Origin of the sequence: Micromonospora chersina (assembly GCF_900091475.1) — a bacterium.
Lineage (GTDB): Bacteria > Actinomycetota > Actinomycetes > Mycobacteriales > Micromonosporaceae > Micromonospora > Micromonospora chersina.
In genome coordinates, this window is the sequence record NZ_FMIB01000002.1 from 6,392,716 (window position 1) to 6,411,703 (window position 18,988).

Genomic DNA, 18,988 nt, shown 5'->3' on the forward strand with positions numbered 1-18,988 from the left:
GAAGCGTCATCGTTATTGCGAAGGTAGTTGGACATCGGAGCTCTCTGCCCTCTCCTTGTACCCGACAAGGTCGCTTCGCCACAGCGAGGCGGCCTTCGCTACAAATCGGTTGTAGCTGCTGAAGACCAACGTATGAGAAGCTTCTTCACCTCGTGCCCATATACGAAAAAAACCCGCATAAGGGGTGGGCCAGTGCGGCGGGGCCCAGAGGGAACCGCAGGTGCGGGAGGGCGGGACCGCGACGAACCACCCCGGCGGGGGACGTGGGGGGCAGGGGAGCCCCTCCCCGCCGTGGCGCGACGGAAAGGGACTCCCCGGGTTATGTGGTGGTTCAGTTGAAGCAGTCTTCGACGGTGTTGGCGCAGTTGGTGGGGTCGTTGTTGGTGATGGTGGACTTGTCGTCGAGCTTGACCTTGCCCTCGTTGTCGAGGACGCCGCCGGCGACGCGGTGGAGCTTGGCGGTGTCGGTGGCGGTGTTCTTGGTGACGTGGGTGTTGGTCAGGGTGACCTTGCCCTTGTTGTTGAAGATGCCGCCGCCGTTGAGGGCGGTGTTCTTCTTGATCTCGGTGTCGCGCAGGGTGAGGGTGGCGTTGTCGTCCTTGTCCCTGCCGTTGTGCTCGGTGAAGCCGTCCTCGACCTTGACGAGCCATTCGCCGTTGAAGATGCCGCCGCCGAAGCGGTTGGCGGTGTTCTCGACGATGGTGCTGTCGGAGATGGTGGCGCTGGCGTCTTCCTTGTCGTTGGGGTAGCCCCAGTGCTTGCCGCCGGTGTTGACGATGCCGCCGCCGTTGCCGTCGGCGTGGTTGCGGGCGACGAGGACGTGGTCGAGCTTCAGTTCGGTGTTCTCGGCGTAGATGCCGCCGCCGTTCTCGCAGGCGTTGTTGCCGGTGATGGCGGTGAAGGTGATGGTGACGAAGCCGCCGGAGCTGAACAGGCCGCCGCCGTTCTTGCCGGCGTTGTTGTCCGACACGGTGCTGCGCACGCCGTCCTTGCCGTGGTCCGAGCCGACGATTTCGACGGTGCCCTCGTCGTCCTGCTTGTTCTTGTCGTAGGGGTTCTCGAGGGTCTTCGGGCCGTACGGGTCGTGCTTGGTCTTGTCGCCGTTGCCGTTGGCGATGCCACCGCCGTTGCCGCCGGCGGTGTTGTTGTCGACGTGGGAGTCCTTGACCTTGAGGACGCCGCGGTTGAAGATGCCGCCGCCGTCCTCGCGGGCGTGGTTGTCGGTGACCTTGCTGTCTTCGAGGTGGACGCGGCCGAAGTTGGCGATGGCGCCGCCGTTCTTCTCGGCGTTGTTGTCGGTCAGCTTCACCTTGAACAGGTTCGCGCTGCCGCCACGCTCGACCAGGATGGCGCCACCGTCGCCCTCGCCCTCCTTCTTGTCCCTGTCCTTGTCCTTGTCCCTGTCCCACGACCCCGGACCGGAGTCCTGCGCGACCAGCCCCGACGGGGCGGCCGTGGTGGTCGGCGAGCCCATGACCGGGCCGCCACCGGGGCCCCCGGGGCCGCCAGGGCCGCCGGGTCCGCCGCCGCCGTACTTGAACTCGGTGGCGTTGCCGCCCTTGACCGTGAGGTCCTTCAGGGTCAGCTCACCGCCGTCGGCGACGCGGAAGATCCGGAACGTGTCCTCGGAGTCCCGCTTGATCGTCGAGCCGTTGCCCTTGATCGTGATGTCCTGCTTGATCTCCGGCAGGGCCGAACCGTGCTTGCGGTCCTTCACGTTCAGCTCGTACGTGCAGTTCTCGGCCAGCTTCAGCGTGCCGCCGTGATCCCGGTTCGCCAGATCGACCGCCTCGACCAGCTCCTCGTCGTCACACGGCACCTCCCGGACCGTCCCGTGATCGGCGCCGTCCGGGTCCCACTCACCACGGTCCCGGCCCTCCTCACCCTTGTCCTTGTGCTCCTCGCCGGCCTTCTTGCCGGAGTCGCCGGCGTTCTGGGACGCCGCGTGGTTCTCCGCGACCCGCTGCGGTTCGCCGGACTTGTCGTCGCGAGCGGCGAGGCCACCGAGGGCCGCCAGGCCGACGACGCCGGTCAGCCCGGCCACGCCGGTGGCGACCCAGAGTGCCCGCCTCCTGCTCGTCGGCGGGGGCGTCGGCGCCCCGCCGTCGGAAGTCGTTACGTCGTTGGACATCAGAGCCTTCCGCCCTTTCGGTTCTTCCCAAAGGGGTCGCACCGGTCTCAGCCGCGCGACCAGCTACAAATCGGTTGCAGCCTCTGATCGCCACCGTATGAGAAGGATCCTCGCGACGCGGACGGATCCGAAGAAATCGCGCATTTGGCTCACACGTGGCCGGGCGGTGCAGCGGGGCGGAGCCACACCAGGGGCACCGTGAGCAGCGCAAACGACGACGGGCCCGGCGTCGGCGTCGTTACCGCGAGAAACCTCGCAGACGCCGACGGCGGGCCCGTCGGGGGTCGTGCCGGTCGGATCAGCCGGGCAGGCGGGGGCCGGCCTCGCGCTGCTCGGCCAGCCAGGTCTCCACCTCGTCCGAGCGGCGCGGCAGCCCGGCCGAGAGGTTCACCGAACCGTCGGCGGTGACCAGGATGTCGTCCTCGATCCGCACGCCGATGCCGCGCAGCTCCTCGGGGACCAGCTCGTCCTCCGGCTGGAAGTAGAGCCCCGGCTCGACGGTGAGCACGTAGCCCTCGCCGAGCGGCCCGTCCCGGTAGGTCTCCTTGCGGGCGTTGGCGCAGTCGTGCACGTCGATGCCGAGCATGTGGCTGGTGCCGTGCAGCGTCCAGCGCCGGTAGACCGTCGACGCCGGGTCCATGGCCTCGTCGACGCTCACCGGCAGCAGGCCCAGGTCCTTCAGCGCCTCGGCGAGCACCCGCATGGCGGTCAGGTGCACGTCGCGGAACGCCACGCCCGGCTTGATCACGTCGATGCCGGCCTGCTGGGCGGCGTAGACGGCGTCGTAGACCTGGCGCTGGAGCGGGGTGAACCGGCCGTCGACCGGGAGCACCCGGGTGACATCGGCCGTGTACAGGTTGCGGTTCTCCACGCCCATGTCCATGAGCAGCAGCTCGCCCGGGCGGGTGGCCCCGTGGTTGTGCACCCAGTGCAGGATCGTGGCGTGCTCGCCGGCGCCCACGATCGAGCCGTAGCCGACGTCGTTGCCGTCGTGCCGGGCGCGCAGCGCGAAGATCCCCTCCAGCAGCCGCTCGGAGACCGCCCGGTCGGCCGGGAGCGCCCGGGCCACGTCCTCGAAGCCGCGGACGGTGGCGTCGCACGCCTCCTGGAGCTGGGCGATCTCCCACTCGTCCTTGACCAGCTTCAGTTCCGAGATGGCGATGGCCAGCTCCCGGTCCCGGCCCGGCTGGCCCTCGTCCCGCGCACCGTCGTACGGCCGCACCGCGGCGTCCACCCGGGCGTCGAAACCGCGCAGCACCCGGGTGCGCCCCGGCGCCAGGTCGGCCAGCGCCGCGTCCAGTTCGGTCAGGTCGGCGGTGGGCAGGCCCAGCTCGGTCGACTTCTCCTTCAGCGTCGGCCGCCGGCCCACCCACAGCTCGCCGTGGCGGCTGCGGAAGAACTCGTCGGTCGCCCGGGACGAGCGGGGCCGCATGAACAGCGTGGCCTCGCCGCCCGGCCGGAGCACGAGCACGCTGTCCGGCTCCAGGTCGCCCGTCAGGTACGCGAAGTCGCTGCCCGGCCGGAACCGGTGGTCGGTGTCGTTGGCGCGGACCTTCTCGGTGCCGGTCGGGATGACAAGCGTCTCTCCCGGGAACGCCTCGGCCAGCGCGGCCCGCCGCTTGGCGTGGTTGGGCACCTCCGGTCGGGGACCGACCGGCAGCTCCGTGTCCCGCCAGCCCTGCCGCATGAAGGACAGGAACGCCTCCGGGAAGTCCGGGTCGTGTGATTCCGTGCCGTCCGCCGGCTTTCCCTGCTGCGTCCGCTCCTCGGCCATGTCCGCCTCCTTGCGCCTCGTCGCTGGTCCAGACGGTACCGCGCGCGCGGGAGCGGGGAGTGCCTGCGGTGCCGCGACGGTGGCTTCCGGCGCGTGGAAAGATGGCCCCCATGTGCGGACTCCTGGCCTTTTTCAGCGCGCGCGGTGACGCCGCCGCTCACCGCGACCACATCGCCGGAGCACTGGAGTGCCTGCACCACCGCGGCCCGGACGAGACCGGGGTCGAGGTGGTCGGCGACGCCTCCGGCCGGTACGCGGACGGAGTGTTCGCCCACAAGCGGCTGGCGATCATCGACGTGGCGCTCAGCCACGAGCCGCTGCCCTACGCGAACGGCCGCTACCTGCTCACCTTCAACGGCGAGATCTACAACTACATCGAGCTGCGGGACGAGCTGATCCGCGACTACGGCGCCCAGTTCGCCACCAACGGCGACGGCGAGGTGATCGTCGCCGGCTACCACTACTGGGGTGAGCAGGTGCTCACCAAGCTGCGCGGCATGTTCGCCTTCGTGATCTGGGACCGGCAGGAGCGGCGGGCCTTCGGCGCCCGGGACTACTTCGGCATCAAGCCGCTGCACTACCTGGAGACGCAGGACGGGCTCTACCTCGCCTCGGAGAAGAAGGCGCTGCTGCCCTTCGCGCACTCGGCGTACCAGGGCGACGCGGGCATCGACACCGCCAACCTGAGCCACTACCTGACCCTCCAGTACGTGCCGGAGCCGGGCACCCTGCACCGGGGGATCAGCCGGATCGGGTCGGGGGAGTACCTGACCTGGACGCCGGGCGGCCGGATCGAGGTGCGCCGCTGGTACCGGCCGGTGTTCCGCCCGGCCCCGGTCTCGGACGAGCAGAAGCTCTACCACGAGATCCGGGAGACGCTGCGGGAAAGCGTCCGGATGCACATGCGCTCGGACGTGCCGGTCGGCTCGTTCCTCTCCAGCGGCATCGACTCGACCGCGGTGGTGGCTCTGGCCCGGGAGTTCAACCCGAACATCCTGACCTTCACGGTCGGCTACGACGTGCCGGGCTACTCCGAGATCGACGTGGCCCAGGACTCGGCCCGCCACCTCGACGTGACCACCATCCCGACGAAGATCGGGCCGCAGGACATGATCGAGGCGCTGCCGAAGATCGTCTGGCACCTGGACGACCCGGTGGCCGACCCGGCGCTGGTGCCGCTCTACTTCGTGGCGAAGAAGGCCGCCGAGCACGTCACAGTGGTGCTCTCCGGCGAGGGCGCCGACGAGTTCTTCGGCGGCTACACGATCTACCGGGAGCCGCTGTCGCTCAACGCGGTCAACAGCCTGCCGGGCGGGGTGCAGAAGGGCCTGCGTGCGGTCTCCAAGGCCATCCCGCAGGGCGTCAAGGGCAAGAGCTTCCTGGAGCGGGGCACCACCCCGATCGAGGAGCGCTACTACGGCAACGCCCGGATGTTCACCGAGGAGGAGAAGCAGCACCTGCTGCGCCGCTACGACCCCTCGGTCCGCTACACCGATGTCACCGCGCCGATCTACGCCGAGGCCACCGAGCTGGACGACGTCACAAAGATGCAGTACGTCGACCTCTACACCTGGCTGCGCGGCGACATCCTGGTGAAGGCCGACCGGATCTCGATGGCGCACTCGCTGGAGGTCCGGGTGCCCTTCCTGGACCGCGAGGTGTTCAACGTGGCGGCCGGGATCCCGGTCGACCTGAAGCTGCCGCCCCGCTCCGAGGCCACCAAGTACGCCATGCGCCAGGCGCTGCAGGGCGTGGTGCCGCCGGCCATCGTCAACCGCAAGAAGCTGGGCTTCCCGACCCCGACCCGGGTCTGGCTGCGGGGCGAGATGTACGAGTGGGCCCGGCACGTGCTGGCCACCTCCGGCGCCGGCGACCTCATCGACCTGTCGTACGCCATGCGGCTGCTCGACGAGCACAAGCGGGAGGAGGCGGACCACTCCCGCAAGGTCTGGACCGTCCTGATCTTCTGCATCTGGCACGCCATCTTCGTGGCGAAGACCCTCGACCCGGGCATCCAGCGCAACCAGTCCGCCCTGCTCACCAAGCCGGTGGTCGGCAGCATGGTCCGCTGACACGGTCGTGATGAAGGGCCCCCGGGGTACGCCCGGGGGGCCCTTCTCAGTGCGATGTCACCGGCCGGTGCAGGTGACCGTGGGCAGGGTGTTGGTGCCGGAGAAGTTCGCCGTGAAGCCGAACGTGGTGGTGCCCTCCGGTGGCACGCTCCCGTTGTAGGGGGCGTTGGTGACCGTCACGGCCGCCCCGCTGGTGCTCACCGAGCCGTTCCAGAGCTGGGTGATGGTCTGGCCGCTGGGCCAGGTCCAGTTCGCCGTCCAGCCGCTGTAGGTGCGGCTGCTGTGGTTCATGATCATGACCTCGCCCTGGAAGCCGCCCTGCCAGGCGCTGACCACCTTGTACACCGCCATGCAGGCCCCGCCCGGCATGGTCGGGGTCGGCGTCGGGCTCGGCGAGGTCGGGGTGGGCGTCGGGCTGGTCGGGCCCGGCGTCGGCGTGGTGGGGTTCGGCGTCGGGGTGCCGCCGTTGCCGATCCCGGTCACCTCGCCGTTGCCGCCGTCGAAGGTCACGTCGGAGCAGCCGAAGAAGTTCTCCTGGCTGTCCGAGCGGACCCAGCGGGAGTAGATGATGTGCCGGCCGCTCTTGTTGGCCGGCAGGGTGCCGGTGAAGTAGTAGTGCCCGTCGTTCGTGCCGGGCGAGCCGATCGCCGGCGGGTTGGTCACCTGGAGGAACGGCTGCTCCTCCAGGTCGCTCCAGGCCAGCGGCCGGGTCGGGCTCCAGCTGTCCTTGGTCACGTAGAAGTAGAAGGTGCCCGGGTGGTGGGCCCAGTTGCTGTAGCGGAACTCCATCGACCGCCCGGCCGTCAGGTGGGTGACCGGCCAGTCGGTGCGGGCCAGGTCGTAGCCGCTGAAGTTCGTGTTGCCGCCGCTGCACAGCTTGCCGTCGGGGATGAACCCGACGGTCCGGCCGCCGGCGTCCGAGCGCAGCACGCTGAACCAGTTGTAGAGCGAGTTGGCCCCGCTCTGGGCGACCGCCACCGCGCAGGCGGGGTTGTTCGGCCGGATCTCCCCGGTCGCGGTGAGGCCGTCCTTCCAGCACAGGTAGGTCCGGGCGCCCGGCGTCATCGCCGCGCCGTGCGCGGCGGCCGGGTCGGGACCGGTGACCAGGGCGAACGCGCCCAGGGCCAGGGTGGCGGCCGCGGTGAGCAGCGCGGCCGTACGGGATCGGTGCACGGGATCTCCTGACTCGCGGGCGCGACCCGCACGGGCCGCCCCGCTGCGACGAGCGGATGCGACGATCGCGGTGCCACGCCCGGCGGCCGGAGTGCGGCCGGGGCCGTCGGGAGACGCGCACCGCCTGCGGTCCGTGCCACGGACCGGTGAGTGCCCTCGCGTCGGCTCGACCCGGCGGCCGGTGGCGCAGCAGCCCCCGCGCCCTCCCGGCACGCGCAATCCCATCACGTCCGGGCATCCCGCGCAATAGCCGCCCGTCGATGCGGGCGGTCTCGTCGCGCCGGGACCCGCCATGCGCCAGGATCAGGGGTACGACGGACGGAGGGAGCCAGGATGGGGTACGCGGTGGTGCTCGGCGAGGCGCTTGTCGACCTGCTCGACGCCGAGCACGACGGGGAACCCGTCTACCGGCAGGCGATCGGCGGCGGGCCGCTCAACGTGGCCGTGGCGGTGGCCCGGCTCGGCGGGGACGTCCAGTTCGTCGGGTCGCTCGGCGACGACGCACTCGCCGCGCGGATCCGCGCCTTCCTGGGCGCCGCCGGCGTGGGGCTGGCCGGGGCGGTCACTGTGCCGGCGCCGACCGCGCTGGCCGTGGCCACCTTCGCCGGCCCCGAACCGGACTTCCGCTTCTACGGCGAACCCCGCTCGTACGCCCTGCTCACCGCCGACGACCTCGACGTGGCAGTGGTCGAGGGCGCGCAGGTGCTCTACTGCGGCTCGATCGTGCTGCTCGACCCGCCGGTGCTGGCCGCCGCCCGCCGGGCCTGGTCGATCGCCGGGGCGCTGCGGGTGTTCGACCCCAACGTGCGGCCCAGCCTGCTCACCGGCCCCGGCGCGCTGGACGACCTGCGCGGGGTGGTCGCCGAGTTCGCCGCGAGCGCCCACCTGGTCAAGCTCAGCGCCGCCGACGCGCGCCTGCTCTACCCGCACGAGCCGGTCGAGGGCGTCGCCGCGTACCTGCGGGAACTGGGCGCGGCCACCGTGGTGGTCACCCTCGGCGCGGACGGCGCGCTGGTCGCCGCCGCCGACGACGTGGTACGCGTCCCCGCGCCGAAGGTCGACGCGGTGGACGCCACGGGCGCGGGCGACTCGGTGATGGGCGCCCTGATCGCCGACCTGCTGCACGCGGGCGAGCCGACGGATCCGACCGGCTGGCGGGACCGGGTCGCCTTCGCCCTGAGGGTGGCCGGCCTGGTCTGCGAGTCACCCGGCGGGGCCACCGCCATGCCCACCCGGGAGGCGGTGGCCGAGCGCTTCCGTGCCTGAAAGGAAGGGCCCCTTCTTAACGCATTCGGTAGAGGAGGGGACCCTTCCTGACGCCGGCGCCGGCACGTCGGCCGGCCGCGGCGCGGGTCAGCGCGGGCGGGCGAGGGTGAGCACGGCGGTGAGGGAGAGGGCGGCGGCGGCCGCCAGCACGACGGCCATCGGCACGGCGCTGCCCTCCCCGCCTAGGCCGACCAGTGGTGCGGCCAGCGCGCCGACCACCGACTGGACGCCGCCCATGAGCGCGGCGGCCGTGCCGGCGTGCCGGGCGTGCGCGTCCAGCGCCAGGGCCGTGCTGTTCGGCGTCACCATGCCGAGCGAGCCGACGAAGGCGAACAGCGTCACCGCCACCACGGCGAGGCTGCCGGCCAGCGCTCCGGTGAGCACACCGGCGGCGGCCACCACGGCCACCACGACGGCGGTGACGAGCAGCCGGCGCGGGCTGAACCGGTCGAGCAGGCGGGCGTTCGCCTGCCCGGTGGCCACCAGGGCGAGCGCGTTGAGCCCGAAGACCAGGCTGAACGCCGCCGCGGAGACGCCGAACACGTCCTGGAACACGAACGACGACCCGGAGATGTACGCGAACAGCCCGGCGAACGCGAAGCCCTGGGTCAGCGCGTACCCGAGGTAGACGCGGTCGGCGGCCAGCGACCGCATGGTCCGGGCGGTGGCGGCCAGGCCGCCGGTGCTGCGGCGCTCGGCCGGCAGCGTCTCCGGCAGGCGCCGGGCGACCGCGACGGACAGCAGCAGCCCGATGGCGGCCAGGGTGAGGAAGACCGCCCGCCAGTCCCCGAAGCGCAGCACCAGGCTGCCCACGCTCGGCGCGGCCACCGGCGCGACCCCGAAGACCAGGGTGAGGCGGGAGAAGTACTTCGCGGCCCCGCGGCCGGAGTAGAGGTCGCGGACCACGGCCCGGGCGACGACCACCCCCATGCCGCCGGCCAGGCCCTGGGCGAACCGCGCGGCGGCCAGCACCGGCGCGCTCGGCGCCGCCGCGCAGGCGAGCGCCAGGACGGCGTACGCCACGACGCCGATCAGCACCGGGCGGCGCCGCCCCCACCGGTCGCTGAGCGGGCCGGTGACGAACTGGCCGATGGCGAGGCCGATCAGGCAGGTGGTGAGGGAGAGCTGGATGCCGGCCTGGTCGGCGCCGAGGTCGCGGGTCATCGCGGGGAACGCCGGGAGGTACATGTCCAGCGAGAGCGGGCCGATCGCGGTGAGCGTGCCGAGCAGCACCAGCAGCGTCGCGCCACCCGCGGCGGCGGGCGGGTGGACGGTCGGACGCGCGGCGGTCCGCACGGTCTGGCTCACGAGGTTCCCCCTGGGATCGGTGATCGACGGGTAACCTTAGCTCTGTACCCAGAACTATTGCGATGTGAAGCAGGTGACTCCGTGCCGAGTGAGGATCCGATCGCGCGGTTCGGCGCCGTCGTGGGGGAGCTGCACCGGCTGGTGCGCCGCAAGGTCGTCGTCCGGGCCAACCGGGACTCGCTGCCCGAGGCGCAGGTGGAACTGCTGCACCTCGTCCGCGCCGAGCCCGGGATCAGCGGCAAGGAGGTCGCACGCCGGCTGGGCACGGCGCCGAACACGGTCAGCACCCTGGTCCGCGAGCTCACCGACGCCGGGCTGCTGGCGCGCGACCGCGACCCGGACGATCGCCGGGTGGCGCGGCTCACCCTCACCGAGGCCGCCCGGACCCGGATGGCCGACCACGCGGCCCACCGCAGTGCCCTGCTCACCGAGGCGCTGGCCACCCTCGACCCGCCGGCCCGCGACGCGATCCTCGCCGCCGCCCCGCACCTCGACGCCCTGCTCGACGCCCTGCGCGCCCGCCCCTGACCCCGCCGCGGTCAGGCGGCGCCGTCGAGTTCGGCGTAGCCGCGGCGGGCCGCGATGAGGCCCGGGCGGGCGCCGAACGGCGACTCGGCGGCCACCCGCTCGGGCGGCGCGCTGCCGGTGTGGCCCGCCCGGATGAGCCAGGCCTGCTGGGCGAGCTGGGCGTGCTGGGCCCGGACGAACTCCACGTCGACAGGCGCGCCGTGCCCCGGCACCACCACCGTGGCCGGCGTGGTCAGCCGCAGCAGCGCGGCCACCGCGTCCGGCCACTGCACCGGGTACGACTCCTCGAAGGCCGGCGGCCCGCTCTGCTCCACGAGGTCGCCGGCGACCAGCACGTCCGCGTCCGGCACGTGCACCACCAGGTCGGCGTCGGTGTGCCCGTGCCCGGGATGGTGCAGCACCACCCGCCGCCCGCCGATGTCCAGGACCGCCTCGCCCCGCACCGGGTGGGTCGGGGCCAGCAGCTCGGTCCGGGCCAGCTCGGCGGCCAGGTCCGGCTGCTCCGCGCGCATCTCCTCGGCCGCGGCCCGGCGCAGCTCGTCCGGGTGGTCTCGGAGCACCGCCGTGGCCTGGGCGTGCGCGTACACCGGTCGGGGCGGGTCGGCGGCCAGCGTGGCGTTGCCGAAGCAGTGGTCGAAGTGGTGGTGGGTGTTGACGATCGTCCACGGGTGCGGGGTGACCGCCCGGGCGGCCTCGGCCAGCTCCCGGGCCTGCCCGGCGGTGGAGAGGGTGTCCACCAGCAGCGCCTCACCGTCGCCCACCACCAGCGTCACGTTGACGTGCAGCAGCGGGTCGCGCAGCACGTGCACGCGATCGGCGACCTCGACGAACCGGGCGGTCATGACGCCCGCACGGCGCGCTCGACGAAGCGCTGCCGGTCGACAAGCGCCCGCTCGACCCGACCGGTGGCCACTACCTCGTTCCCGTCGGTCACGATCACCTCGAAGGTCAGCCGCCGGCCGTCGACCTTGACCAGCTCGGCCCGGGCCGCCACGGTCCGCCCGACCGGCGTCGCCGCGCGGTGCTCCAGCTCGACCCGGGTGCCGACGGTCGTCGACCCGGACGGCAGCCGGGTCGCGGTGGCCGCCACGGTCGCCGCCTCGGCCAGCGCGAGCACCCGGGGCGTGCCGAGCACGGGCACGTCGCCCGAGCCCACCGCCTGCGCGGTGTCCGTGTCGGTGACGGTCAGCTCGACCCGGGCGGTCAGGCCCGGGGCGAGGGGCGGCTCCGGCTGCTCCTGCATGGGCCGAGCCTAGTGCAGCCGTCCCGGGCCCGGGCGGCGTCCGCACCGCCACCCGGCCCTCCCCGGGCCCGGACCGGGGGCGACCTGCCCCGGCGGCGGCGGTCGGCGTCGGCGGCCCGGTCGCCCGCCGTTAACCTTGTCCGCGATGGCCGTGCTGACTGACCCCCCGCCCCCCGCCCCCGCCGGACCGACCGCGTCCCCCGACGGCGGGCGCCGTCGCGTGGTGGCGATGGCGATCTGGGGGATCGCCTTCGTGGCCGCCTGGCTGGCCATCGGCCTGCCGACCGACCCGGCGTACGCGTTCCTCTGGATCTGGGCGGGCACCGTCGCCTGGCACTCGTCCCGCCCGTGGCGCAGCCACCTGCGCTTCGCCCGGGACTGGATCCCGGTGGTGCTGCTGCTGGCCGCGTACAACCTGTCCCGGGGGTTCGCCGACAACGGCGCCACGCCGCACGCCATGGAGCTGATCGTCGCCGACCGGTTCCTGACCGGCTGGGCCACCGGCGGCGAGGTGCCCACGATCTGGCTCCAGGAGCACCTCTACCGGCCCGACCAGGTGCACTGGTGGGACGTGGCGGTCAGCTGGATCTACTTCTCGCACTTCGTGGCGACCCTCGCCGCCGCCGCGGTGCTCTGGCTGCGCGACCGCGCGCGCTGGGGCGCGTACATGCGGCGGTGGGGCTTCCTCTGCGCGGCCGGGCTGGCCACCTACTTCCTCTACCCGGCCGCCCCGCCGTGGTGGGCGGCCCAGAACGGGCTGCTCACCGACGTCGCGCGGATCTCCACCCGGGGGTGGAAGGAGATCGGCATGCACGGCGCGGGCAACCTGCTCAACGCCGGGCAGATCGCCTCCAACCCGGTCGCCGCCATGCCGTCGCTGCACACCGCGTTCGCCCTGTTCGTGGTCCTGTTCTTCCTGGGGGGCACCCGGAAGCGCTGGTGGCCGCTGCTGCTCGCGTACCCCCTCGCCATGACCTTCACGCTGATCTACAGCGGCGAGCACTACCTGATCGACGTGCTCGTCGGCTGGGCGTATGTCGGGCTGACCTTCCTGGTGGTGGGGCTGGCCGAGCGCTGGTGGGCGGCCCGCCGCGCCGCGCTCGCCCAGGCCGGGGAGACGCCCGCCGCCGAGCCGGTCCGGGCGGCCGATCCCGCGCCCGCCGGCCCGGCCACGCCGGCCGGCGACCCGGCCGCTCCCGCGCCCGCTGGTCCCCCGGCCGCTCCCGCCGCCGACCCGGCCACGGTGCCGGTCGAGCGCTGACCGTCCGGTCGCTCGGTCCGGTCGAGCGTCGACCCTCCGCTCGCCCGGCCCGGGTCAGCCCGGGCGGCGCCGGTCCGTCCGGCGGGCGGCGTGCGACCGCGCGGTCAGCTCCGCCGCCAGCTCCCACGCCTCGGCCAGGTCGCGGTCCGGCGCGGCCGCGCCCGACCCACCGGCGGTATCCGCGTGCACGGTGGCCAGCCGCAGCCGCCGCTGCGCCGGCCCCTGGGTCACCCGCACGCTCTGGATCCGGGCGTACGGCACCAGCGTCATCCGGCGGGTCAACAGCCCGGACCGGGTGATGAAGACCTGCTCGTCGAGGCCGGCGCCGACCCTCGCCCGGCTCAGCGGGCGCAGCCAGCGGGCCCGTCGCGGCGGCAGCGTGTCGGGCAGCGCCGCCAGTCGTACGCCGGGGAGCACCTCCGCGACGACCAGTTCGGCGGTGGGCGCGTCGCCGACCGGCAGCAGCCGGTCCGGGCGGTTCCGGTCGTCCGGCTCGGCGGCGGAGTAGCCGGCCACCTCCAGCCGCAGCCGCAGCCAGCCCTTCATCCGCCAGAGCAGCGGCCAGGTCACCCCGACGGTCTGCACCCGGTGCAGCGGCACGGTCTGCACCCGGGTCTCCAGCAGCCCGTTGCGCACCCGCAGCGCGTCGCCGTCCCGGTCCAGCCGGAAGCCCCAGTCGTCGAGCACCCGGCGGACCGGTTGCAGCACCACGCCGGCCATCGCGGTCAGCGTGCTGGCCACCGCGATGAACGACCAGGACCCCTCGGAGACGAACTGCGCCACCACGAACGCCAGGCCGAACGGGAGCAGGAACGCCTGCGGGGTGAGCAGCTGGCTGACCAGCAGGTCCTGGTTGCGTACGACGTGCAGCCGGCGCCCGGCCGGAGCCGGCGCGGGCGGTGCCCCGGCGGCGGGCGGGGCGGCCTCGGGTACGTGGCCGGTCACGGGGGCGCGGCCGGCCACGGCGAGCAGCCGCTGCCGCAGCGCGGTGGCCTCGGCCACGCTCAGGTACGCCAGCGGCGCCTCGGTCTTGCCCCCGCCGACCACCTCCAGCCGCAGCTCGGCCAGCCCGGTGAGCTGTGCGAGCAGCGGCCGGACCACCTCGACGGCCTGCAACCGCTCCAGCGGAATCGCCCGGGTACGCCGCCAGAGCAGCCCCTCGTGCACCCGCAGCTCGCGGCCCACCACGTGATAGCCGGTGTTCCACCAGCTCACCACCGAGAGGACGGTGGCGCCGAGGACGAACACCGCCACCAGCACGGCGAACCAGCCGAAGCCGACCCGGGACAGCGTCGACCAGGAGAGGCCGGCGATCACCACGACCAGGGACTTCGCGCCGTGCAGCGCCGGGCTCAGCGGGTGCAGCCGCTGCCGCGGCTCCTCCCCGGCCGGCCCGCCCGGCCCCGGCGGTCCCCACGGACCGGCTCCGGCCGGTGCGGGATGACCCGACCCGGACCAGGGCGGCACGGGGTGGCCGTAACCAGGCGGAGGCGCGGGTTGGCCGTACCCGGGAGGGGGCGTGGGGTGGCCGTACCCGGGCCAGGGCCCGCCGGGGGCGGCGTGGCCGGGCGGGTGGGCGTGGCCGGGCTGCGGTGGCCACGGGTGGCCGTTCCGTGCCGGCTCGGCGCCGGCGGGCGGCGGCCCGGCGGGCGGCGGCCCGGCGGGCGGCGGCCCGGCGGGCGGCGGTACGGCGGGCGGTGGTGGGGCGGGCGGCGGCGGGCCGGCGGGAGGGCCGTCGGTGGGTGGGTGCGGCGGCGGCGCGGCGGGCTCCGGCTCGGCCGGGCCGGAGCTCACAGGCCCTCCGCCCGGTCCTCGCCCAGCGCGGTGAGCCGGTCCCGCAGCCGGGACGCCTCGGCCGGCCGCAGGCCCGGCACCCGGGCGTCGCTGGCCGCCGCGGCGGTGTGCAGCTGCACGGTGGCCAGGTCGAAGGCGCGTTCCAGCGGCCCCGCGCTCACGTCGACGAACTGCATCCGGGAGTACGGCACGATGGACAGCCGCCGCACCAGCAGCCCGTGCCGGACCAGCAGGTCGTCCGGCCGCTCGGCGTAGCCCCAGGCGCGCACGGCGCGGACGATGGTGACCGCCCGCCAGGCGGCCAGCAGCAGCGCCACGCCCATCGCCGCGCCGAACAGCCAGTGCCCGGCGAGCGCCCAGGCCACGCCGAGCACCACCAGCGCCACGGCGAGCCCGATGCCGAGCCGGATCAGCTCCACCCAGATCAGGTCGCGGGAGATGGACTGCCACCGGACGGTGTCCGGCCAGGGCTCCAGGGGGCCGGTCGGGGCCGGCGGCCGGCCGGCGAGGTCGTCACCGTTCACCCGGGTGATCCGCTGCGCTCAATCACCCTTGGAGCGTAGGCGATCCGGGCACCGGTACGACCTCGCGCAGGAAGCCGCGCGCGTCGAGGAAGTCGCCCAGCGACCCGCGGTGCGTGGCGCAGGCCAGCCAGGTCTTGCGCCGCTCGGGCGGGTGCAGGCGGGGATTGTTCCAGCGCAGCTCCCAGATGGCGGGAGCGCGGCATCCCCGCGCCGAACAGATCAGCGGTTCGTCGGGGGGAGCGGGAGTGGTCACCGGGGCGAGTCTAGGGCCGCACGCCGGAAGCTTTAGCGCCGGGCGGCCACGGGGGGAGCCGCCCGGCGACGGGATGAATCGTACACGCGCCGGACCCCTGGTTGTCCACCCGTGTTCAGGGTTTTCCGGGCCGCGGGACGGCGCGGCGAAAATCGTCCCTCTCCCGCCCTCGGCTCACAGGGAGGCATGACAGTCTTGATACGCACCATCCCGCGACGACGACCAAGCTGTGGAGGACCGGTGGCCCAGCCGACCACGCCCGACGCCCCGACCCCGACCGAGGCCGTGCCGGACGCGCCGCCCCCGGCGACCACCACCCCGGCGCAGGACGCCACCCTGCTGGAGCGGGCGCTGTTCGAGATCAAGCGGGTGATCGTCGGCCAGGACCGGATGGTGGAGCGGATGTTCGTGGCCCTGCTCGCCCGGGGTCACTGCCTGCTGGAGGGGGTGCCCGGCGTCGCCAAGACGCTCGCCGTGGAGACCCTGGCCAAGGTGGTCGGCGGGTCGTTCGCCCGGGTCCAGTTCACCCCCGACCTGGTGCCGGCCGACATCATGGGCACGCGGATCTACCGGCAGTCCAGCGAGAAGTTCGACGTCGAGCTGGGCCCGGTCTTCGTCAACTTCCTGCTGGCCGACGAGATCAACCGGGCCCCGGCGAAGGTGCAGTCGGCGCTGCTGGAGGTGATGAGCGAGCGCCAGGTGTCCATCGGCGGCGAGACCCACCGGGTGCCCGATCCGTTCCTGGTGATGGCCACCCAGAACCCGATCGAGCAGGAGGGCGTCTACCCGCTGCCGGAGGCGCAGCGGGACCGGTTCCTCATGAAGATCGTGGTGGGCTACCCGACCGACGCCGAGGAGCGCGAGATCGTCTACCGGATGGGCGTCGCGCCGCCCGAGCCGGCCCGGGTCTTCGACACCCCGGACCTCATCGCGCTCCAGCACAAGGCCGACCAGGTCTTCGTGCACAACGCGCTCGTCGACTACGCGGTCCGGCTGGTCCTCGCCACCCGGGCCCCCGCCGAGCACGGCATGCCGGACGTCGCGCAGCTCATCCAGTACGGCGCGAGCCCGCGCGCCTCGCTCGGCCTGGTCCGGGCCAGCCGGGCGCTGGCCCTGCTGCGTGGCCGGGACTACGCCCTGCCGCAGGACGTGCAGGACATCGCCCCGGACATCCTGCGGCACCGGCTGGTGCTCAGCTACGACGCGCTCGCCGACGACGTGCCCGCCGACCACATCGTGCACCGGGTGATGTCGACGATCCCGCTGCCCGCGGTCGCGCCCCGGCAGCAGGCCACGCCGCCGCCACCGGCCGTCCCGCACAACGGCTGGCCCGGGCAGCGGCCGTGACCCCACCCACCCGACTGCCGGCCAGCGGCGACCGGTCCGGCGCCGTCCTCGCCCGGTTGCAGCTCATGGTCACCCGGAAGCTGGACGGGTTGCTCCAGGGCGACTACGCGGGGCTGCTGCCGGGCCCGGGCAGCGAGGCGGGGGAGTCCCGCGAGTACCGGCCCGGCGACGACGTGCGCCGCATGGACTGGCCGGTCACGGCCCGCACCACCATGCCGCACGTCCGGCGTACGGTGGCCGACCGGGAACTGGAGACGTGGCTGGCGGTCGACCTCTCGGCCAGCCTCGACTTCGGCACCGGGCGGTGGCTCAAGCGGGACGTGGTGGTCGCCGCCGCGGCCGCCCTGGCCCACCTGACCGTCCGGGGCGGCAACCGGATCGGCGCGGTGGTCGGCACGGGCGCGCCCGCGCCGGCCGGCCGGTGGCGGGGCGGCTCCCCGCCCGCCGGGCCGGGCTCGCTGCACCGGCTGCCCGCCCGGGCCGGGCGCAAGGAGGCGCAGGGGCTGCTGCGGGCCATCGCGGGCACCGAGGTCCGGCCCGGCCGCAGCGACCTGGGCGTCCTCGTCGACATGCTCAACCGCCCGCCGCGCCGGCGGGGCGTGGCGGTGGTGATCTCCGACTTCCTCGCGCCGCCCCAGCAGTGGGGCCGGCCGCTCCGTAAGCTGCGGGTCCGGCACGACGTGCTGGCCGTCGAGGTCGTCGACCCGCGCGAGCTGGAACTGCCCGACGTGGGGGTGCTGCCGGTGGTCGACCCGGAGACCGGCGAGCTGCACGAGGTGCAGACCGCCGACCCGGGCCTGCGCCGCCGGTACGCCGAGGCGGCGGCCGCCCAGCGCGCGGCGATCGCCGCCGAGCTGCGCACCGCCGGCGCGGCCCACCTGCGACTGCGTACCGACCGAGACTGGCTGCTGGACATGGTGCGTTTCGTGGCCGCGCAGCGGCACGCCCGCACCCGAGGGACGACCCGATGATCCGTTTTCTGCAACCGTGGTGGCTGCTGGCCGTGCTGCCGGTGCTCGCCCTGGCCGCCGCGTACGTCTGGCGGCAGCTGCACCGCCGGCAGTACGCCATGCGGTTCACCAACGTGGACCTGCTGCGCACCCTGGCGCCGAAGGGGCTGGGCTGGCGGCGGCACGCGGCGGCGACCGCCTTCCTGCTGTGCCTGCTGGTGCTCGCCACCGGGCTGGCCCGGCCGGCGATCGACACCAAGGAGCCCCTGGAACGGGCGACCGTGATGCTCGCCATCGACGTGTCGCTGTCCATGCAGGCCGACGACGTGGCGCCGAACCGGCTGGAGGCCGCGCAGGAGGCGGCCAAGCAGTTCGTCGGCGAGCTGCCGGAGAGCTACAACCTCGGGCTGGTCTCGTTCGCCAAGTCGGCGAACGTGCTGGTCCCGCCGACCAAGGACCGGGGCGCCGTGACCACCGCCATCGACGGCCTGGTGCTGGCCGAGGCGACCGCCACCGGCGAGGCGGTCTTCACCTGCCTGGAGGCGATCCGTTCGGTGCCGGCGGACGGCGCGGCCGGCATCCCGCCGGCCCGGATCGTGCTGCTCTCCGACGGCTACCGCACCTCGGGCCGGTCGGTGGAGGAGGCGGCCGCGGCGGCGCAGGCGGCCAACGTGCCGGTCTCCACCATCGCGTTCGGCACCGACTCGGGGCAGGTGGACATCGGCGGCCAGCTCCAGCGGGTGCCGGTGGACCGGATGGCGCTGTCGCAGCTCGCCGAGACCACGCAGGGCTACTTCTACGAGGCGGCCTCGGTCAGCGAGCTGAAGCAGGTCTACCAGGACATGGGCAGCTCGATCGGGTTCCGGACCGAGCCGCGGGAGATCACCCAGTGGTACGCGGGCATCGCGCTGCTCCTCGCGCTCTGCGCGGGGGCGCTGAGCCTGCTCTGGTCGTCCCGCCTGATCTGAGGCGGGACGACAGGGGACGGGCCGGCGGTGGTCAGTGACCGCCGCCGGCCAGCACGAAGAGGACGGCCACCCAGACGGCGGCGAGGGTGAAGCCCAGCGGGGCGACGTAACGGCTCATGGGACTGCTCCGTGGCGACGGACGGTCCGGGCGGGCGGACCGCGGGGGTGGATCAGGACGTGCGCACACGAAGTCGTGACCGGGGTGCTCGCCCGGGCCGCGCGCCAGGGTCGCCCCGGCGGAGGGCCGAGGAGATCGGGGCGGTGCGGAGGGCGGGGAGCGGGGTCAGCCGCGCCGGCTGAGTCGTGGCTCAGCGGGGCTGACGGTCGGCCCGGCCACGACTGGGAGGATCGCTATCTCGCACAGCGATCACCTCCTGCGGTCGGCGGGGCTCGACG

At 73.8% G+C, this 18,988-nt stretch carries 16 protein-coding genes; 7 read left to right on the forward strand and 9 right to left on the reverse strand.

Annotated elements, in window-relative coordinates; all coding sequences use genetic code 11:
• Positions 1-331: 331 nt before the first annotated feature.
• Together GA0070603_RS29780 and GA0070603_RS29785 are read right to left on the reverse strand one after the other, a co-directional pair.
• On the reverse strand, positions 332-2,131 hold the full coding sequence (locus GA0070603_RS29780) for a hypothetical protein (RefSeq protein ID WP_091320875.1): 1,800 nt from the start codon (positions 2,129-2,131) through the stop codon (positions 332-334).
• 298 nt (positions 2,132-2,429) lie between these two features.
• Complete coding sequence (locus GA0070603_RS29785; RefSeq protein WP_091320877.1) at positions 2,430-3,905, reverse strand: aminopeptidase P family protein; 1,476 nt, start codon at positions 3,903-3,905, stop codon at positions 2,430-2,432.
• A gap of 110 nt (positions 3,906-4,015) precedes the next feature.
• Between GA0070603_RS29785 and asnB the strand changes: the two genes are divergently transcribed.
• Positions 4,016-5,977: an asparagine synthase (glutamine-hydrolyzing) gene (gene asnB, locus GA0070603_RS29790; protein ID WP_091320879.1), complete on the forward strand. Its 1,962-nt coding sequence runs from the start codon at positions 4,016-4,018 to the stop codon at positions 5,975-5,977.
• Positions 5,978-6,034: 57 nt separating this feature from the next.
• Here the strand turns inward: asnB and GA0070603_RS29795 are convergent, their stop codons facing one another.
• Positions 6,035-7,150, reverse strand: a complete 1,116-nt coding sequence (locus GA0070603_RS29795; protein WP_091320881.1) for a lytic polysaccharide monooxygenase auxiliary activity family 9 protein — start codon at positions 7,148-7,150, stop codon at positions 6,035-6,037.
• Between the two features lie 333 nt (positions 7,151-7,483).
• Between GA0070603_RS29795 and GA0070603_RS29800 the strand changes: the two genes are divergently transcribed.
• A complete protein-coding gene (locus GA0070603_RS29800) occupies positions 7,484-8,416 on the forward strand; it encodes a carbohydrate kinase family protein (RefSeq protein ID WP_091320883.1) in 933 nt (310 codons plus the stop codon).
• Between the two features lie 87 nt (positions 8,417-8,503).
• Here GA0070603_RS29800 and GA0070603_RS29805 read toward each other — a convergent pair whose 3' ends face one another.
• Positions 8,504-9,724 (reverse strand): multidrug effflux MFS transporter, encoded by a 1,221-nt coding sequence (locus GA0070603_RS29805; protein WP_091320885.1) that lies wholly within the window; start codon positions 9,722-9,724, stop codon positions 8,504-8,506.
• A gap of 81 nt (positions 9,725-9,805) precedes the next feature.
• On the opposite strand from GA0070603_RS29805, the gene GA0070603_RS29810 reads away from it, so the two are divergent.
• Complete coding sequence (locus GA0070603_RS29810) at positions 9,806-10,252, forward strand: MarR family winged helix-turn-helix transcriptional regulator (protein ID WP_091320887.1); 447 nt, start codon at positions 9,806-9,808, stop codon at positions 10,250-10,252.
• Positions 10,253-10,263: 11 nt separating this feature from the next.
• Here GA0070603_RS29810 and GA0070603_RS29815 read toward each other — a convergent pair whose 3' ends face one another.
• The gene (locus GA0070603_RS29815; RefSeq protein WP_091320889.1) at positions 10,264-11,094 is read right to left on the reverse strand and encodes an MBL fold metallo-hydrolase; all 831 of its coding nucleotides are present in this window, start codon (positions 11,092-11,094) and stop codon (positions 10,264-10,266) included.
• Positions 11,091-11,495, reverse strand: coding sequence for a thioesterase family protein (locus GA0070603_RS29820; protein ID WP_091320891.1), 405 nt, complete (start codon positions 11,493-11,495; stop codon positions 11,091-11,093). The genes GA0070603_RS29815 and GA0070603_RS29820 overlap by 4 nt, the downstream gene beginning before the upstream one ends.
• Before the next feature lie 145 nt (positions 11,496-11,640).
• On the opposite strand from GA0070603_RS29820, the gene GA0070603_RS29825 reads away from it, so the two are divergent.
• On the forward strand, positions 11,641-12,756 hold the full coding sequence (locus GA0070603_RS29825; RefSeq protein ID WP_091320893.1) for a phosphatase PAP2 family protein: 1,116 nt from the start codon (positions 11,641-11,643) through the stop codon (positions 12,754-12,756).
• Between the two features lie 54 nt (positions 12,757-12,810).
• Here the strand turns inward: GA0070603_RS29825 and GA0070603_RS29830 are convergent, their stop codons facing one another.
• From GA0070603_RS29830 to GA0070603_RS29840, 3 genes are all read right to left on the reverse strand, one after another.
• The gene (locus tag GA0070603_RS29830) at positions 12,811-14,223 is read right to left on the reverse strand and encodes a PH domain-containing protein (RefSeq protein ID WP_091320896.1); all 1,413 of its coding nucleotides are present in this window, start codon (positions 14,221-14,223) and stop codon (positions 12,811-12,813) included.
• 323 nt (positions 14,224-14,546) lie between these two features.
• A complete protein-coding gene (locus tag GA0070603_RS29835; protein ID WP_091320898.1) occupies positions 14,547-15,074 on the reverse strand; it encodes a PH domain-containing protein in 528 nt (175 codons plus the stop codon).
• Between the two features lie 22 nt (positions 15,075-15,096).
• Complete coding sequence (locus GA0070603_RS29840) at positions 15,097-15,327, reverse strand: hypothetical protein (RefSeq protein WP_091320900.1); 231 nt, start codon at positions 15,325-15,327, stop codon at positions 15,097-15,099.
• 240 nt (positions 15,328-15,567) lie between these two features.
• Between GA0070603_RS29840 and GA0070603_RS29845 the strand changes: the two genes are divergently transcribed.
• From GA0070603_RS29845 to GA0070603_RS29855, 3 genes are read left to right on the forward strand one after another with little or no spacing between them, the layout of a single operon-like run.
• Positions 15,568-16,674 (forward strand): AAA family ATPase, encoded by a 1,107-nt coding sequence (locus tag GA0070603_RS29845; RefSeq protein WP_091320901.1) that lies wholly within the window; start codon positions 15,568-15,570, stop codon positions 16,672-16,674.
• The gene (locus GA0070603_RS29850) at positions 16,653-17,645 is read left to right on the forward strand and encodes a DUF58 domain-containing protein (protein ID WP_167544640.1); all 993 of its coding nucleotides are present in this window, start codon (positions 16,653-16,655) and stop codon (positions 17,643-17,645) included. The genes GA0070603_RS29845 and GA0070603_RS29850 overlap by 22 nt, the downstream gene beginning before the upstream one ends.
• Entirely contained in the window at positions 17,642-18,592 is a 951-nt protein-coding gene (locus GA0070603_RS29855) for a VWA domain-containing protein (RefSeq protein WP_091320905.1), read from the forward strand. Before GA0070603_RS29850 ends, GA0070603_RS29855 begins: the two co-directional genes overlap by 4 nt.
• Positions 18,593-18,988: the final 396 nt, after the last annotated feature.

Bases quoted from the DNA above. Each gene is read 5' to 3' on its own strand.
- GA0070603_RS29820 (WP_091320891.1), bottom strand. From the start codon at position 11,495: ATGCAGGAGCAGCCGGAGCCGCCCCTCGCCCCGGGCCTGACCGCCCGG.
- GA0070603_RS29780 (WP_091320875.1), bottom strand. From the start codon at position 2,131: ATGTCCAACGACGTAACGACTTCCGACGGCGGGGCGCCGACGCCCCCG.
- GA0070603_RS29855 (WP_091320905.1), top strand. From the start codon at position 17,642: ATGATCCGTTTTCTGCAACCGTGGTGGCTGCTGGCCGTGCTGCCGGTG.
- GA0070603_RS29815 (WP_091320889.1), bottom strand. From the start codon at position 11,094: ATGACCGCCCGGTTCGTCGAGGTCGCCGATCGCGTGCACGTGCTGCGC.
- GA0070603_RS29800 (WP_091320883.1), top strand. From the start codon at position 7,484: ATGGGGTACGCGGTGGTGCTCGGCGAGGCGCTTGTCGACCTGCTCGAC.
- GA0070603_RS29785 (WP_091320877.1), bottom strand. From the start codon at position 3,905: ATGGCCGAGGAGCGGACGCAGCAGGGAAAGCCGGCGGACGGCACGGAA.
- GA0070603_RS29825 (WP_091320893.1), top strand. From the start codon at position 11,641: ATGGCCGTGCTGACTGACCCCCCGCCCCCCGCCCCCGCCGGACCGACC.
- asnB (WP_091320879.1), top strand. From the start codon at position 4,016: ATGTGCGGACTCCTGGCCTTTTTCAGCGCGCGCGGTGACGCCGCCGCT.